Source organism: Eudoraea sp. (genome assembly GCF_049669105.1).
GTDB lineage: Bacteria > Bacteroidota > Bacteroidia > Flavobacteriales > Flavobacteriaceae > Eudoraea.
On the sequence record NZ_JBATKE010000017.1, the window covers coordinates 1 to 2,616 of the forward strand.

Annotated in this window: 4 protein-coding genes; all 4 read left to right on the forward strand. The window is 36.7% G+C overall.

Going from position 1 to position 2,616, the window contains the following annotated elements; genetic code table 11:
• The coding region (locus tag WBM60_RS01135) for an NAD-dependent epimerase/dehydratase family protein (protein WP_424282654.1) at positions 1 to 972 on the forward strand (972 nt) is incomplete at its 5' end.
• A gap of 78 nt (positions 973 to 1,050) precedes the next feature.
• Positions 1,051 to 1,857 (forward strand): 3'(2'),5'-bisphosphate nucleotidase CysQ, encoded by an 807-nt coding sequence (gene cysQ / locus WBM60_RS01140; protein WP_424282655.1) that lies wholly within the window; start codon positions 1,051 to 1,053, stop codon positions 1,855 to 1,857.
• Positions 1,857 to 2,285: a DUF2061 domain-containing protein gene (locus WBM60_RS01145; protein ID WP_424278580.1), complete on the forward strand. Its 429-nt coding sequence runs from the start codon at positions 1,857 to 1,859 to the stop codon at positions 2,283 to 2,285. Before cysQ ends, WBM60_RS01145 begins: the two co-directional genes overlap by 1 nt.
• On the forward strand, positions 2,270 to 2,616 hold a 347-nt coding region (locus WBM60_RS01150), incomplete at its 3' end, for an adenylyl-sulfate kinase (RefSeq protein ID WP_424282656.1). The genes WBM60_RS01145 and WBM60_RS01150, both read left to right, overlap by 16 nt.

A 2,616-nucleotide genomic window follows, 5' to 3' on the forward strand; every position in this document is an offset into this window, starting at 1 on the left:
CTTTTAGATAAAGGACATACGGTTATTGGCCTTGATAATATTAACGATTATTATGATGTGCAGCTCAAATACGGACGCTTGGCTCAGTTGGGTGTTCATCAAAAAAAGGCGGAAGTTTACAACAAAATAACAGGGAGTTCTTCAGAACCTGAATTTTCATTTATTCGTTTGAATTTAGAAGACAGGGAAGCACTCCCCCTGCTCTTCAAAACCGAAAAATTTGATGTGGTTTGCAATTTGGCCGCCCAGGCAGGCGTTCGTTACAGCCTTGAAAATCCTGAGACTTATGTCGACAGCAATATTGTTGGGTTTCTTAACATTTTGGAATGTTGCAGACACCATAAAATCAAACATTTAGTATATGCCAGCAGTTCCAGTGTTTATGGGTTAAACACTAAAATTCCTTTTCAAACGACTGACAATGTAGATCATCCCATAAGCCTGTACGCTGCAACCAAAAAAAGCAACGAACTAATGGCCTATACATATAGTCATTTGTATGGATTCCCTACAACAGGGCTTCGATTCTTTACGGTCTATGGTCCATGGGGCAGGCCCGATATGGCTATGTTTCTTTTTACCGATGCTATAGTAAAAGGAAAACCGATAAAGGTATTTAATCACGGGCAAATGGAACGTGATTTTACCTATATTGATGATATCACGGAGGGAGTAGTAAGAGTAATTGAAGGCTCAGTTGAAAAAAGACTTGAATTAAATGAACTTTACAAGATATACAATATAGGAAACAATAGTGCTGTAAAACTTCTTGATTTTATTGAAGCTATTGAAAAAAGTCTGGGTAAAGTTGCCGTGAAAGAAATGCTACCCATGCAAGCAGGTGATGTAACCAAAACCTGGGCCAATGTAGATAATCTTATTCGTGATTATAACTATAGTCCAAATACACTAATAGAAAAAGGGATTCAGGAATTTGTGGATTGGTATCGCCTTTACTATGGGTTAGAGTAATTTCTCACAGGTTTTAATCACCGGATATTTAATAATTATATTATCTTCCCATTTAGTTCATACCAAACAACCAAAACTATGTCCAAAACCAATGAATTATTAGAACTTATTATCGACGCATCAATACAAGCGGGTAAGGCGATACTGGAAGTTTATAATGATCCGGACTTTTCGGTTGAATTAAAAAAGGATCAATCGCCATTAACTGAAGCTGATCTTGCTTCAAGTACAATCATTAATGATTTTTTAAAAAATACTCCCTACCCTATTATCAGTGAAGAAATAAAAAATGAATCTTACGCGGAGCGCAGAGAATGGGAAACTTGCTGGATTGTAGACCCACTCGATGGTACTAAAGAATTTATTAAAAGAAATGGTGAATTTACAGTGAATATCGCTTTGTGTAAAGATAGTGTTCCTTTGTTAGGTGTAATATACGTTCCCGTTTTAAAAGAGCTGTATTATGGAGATGCCGTTAGCAGTAAGGCCTATAAAGTTATTTTGACGGGGGACCATCAACTACCAGAGAGTCTTTTTGATGATTCCAATAGAATATATCCTACTCAAACCGCAAGGGGTAATTTACGTGTTGTTGGGAGCAGATCCCATATGAATCAGGATACATTGGATTTTATTGAAGAAGAAAAGAAAAATTACAATGCAGTGGAGATAGTATCTAAGGGTAGTTCCTTAAAGTTTTGTTTAGTCGCAGAAGGAAAAGCAGATGTATATCCCCGGTTTGCTCCTACAATGGAGTGGGACACTGCAGCGGGCCACTGTATTTGTAAGGCAGCAGGTCTTAAGGTTACGAACGTAAAAACCAATAGGGAATTGGAATACAATAAAGAAAATTTATTAAACCCTTATTTTCTGGTGAGTAGATAATGCGTAACTTATCTCATAGAAGGCATCTTGCCAAGACCATAACATGGCGTATTGTAGGTACCATAGATACCATTTTATTATCGTGGTTAATATCCGGAAACCCATTTACCGGACTTAAAATCGGTTTTTCGGAAGTACTGACAAAAATGATCCTCTATTATTTCCATGAACGTATTTGGTTTAATATTGGTATTCCGGATAGTCGAAAAAGACATATTATTAAGACGGTAACATGGAGAATTGTGGGGACATTAGATACCATTTTGCTATCTTGGCTCATCTCCGGAAATCCTATAATTGGTTTAAAAATTGGAATGGCTGAAGTGGTTACAAAAATGGCATTGTATTATTTTCATGAGCGGGCATGGTATAAAATCAACTTTGGCTTACCTAAAAGAACTCAGACAGAAAAATGGAAAAAAACATAGTTACTCATAACTACAGGATTAACAGGGAAGTCCGGAGAAAATCTTATGGACATGACACCTTTTTAATATTTTTTACCGGATTATCCGGATCCGGAAAGTCGACAATTGCTAATGTTCTTGAGCAAAAACTCTTTTCAGAAGGTATAAAAACCTATGTTTTAGATGGGGATAATGTACGCCGGGGAATTAATCGTGGGCTTACCTTTAGCCCGGAAGACAGATCAGAAAATATCAGAAGAATTGGAGAAATATCGAAATTGTTTATAGATGCAGGAATAGTTATATTGGCTGCATTTGTTGCTCCTTATAAAAAAGACAGGCAGCATATAAA

Excerpts from the sequence above, each read along its gene's own strand:
- cysQ (WP_424282655.1), top strand. The coding sequence starts at position 1,051 with ATGTCCAAAACCAATGAATTATTAGAACTTATTATCGACGCATCAATA.
- WBM60_RS01145 (WP_424278580.1), top strand. The coding sequence starts at position 1,857 with ATGCGTAACTTATCTCATAGAAGGCATCTTGCCAAGACCATAACATGG.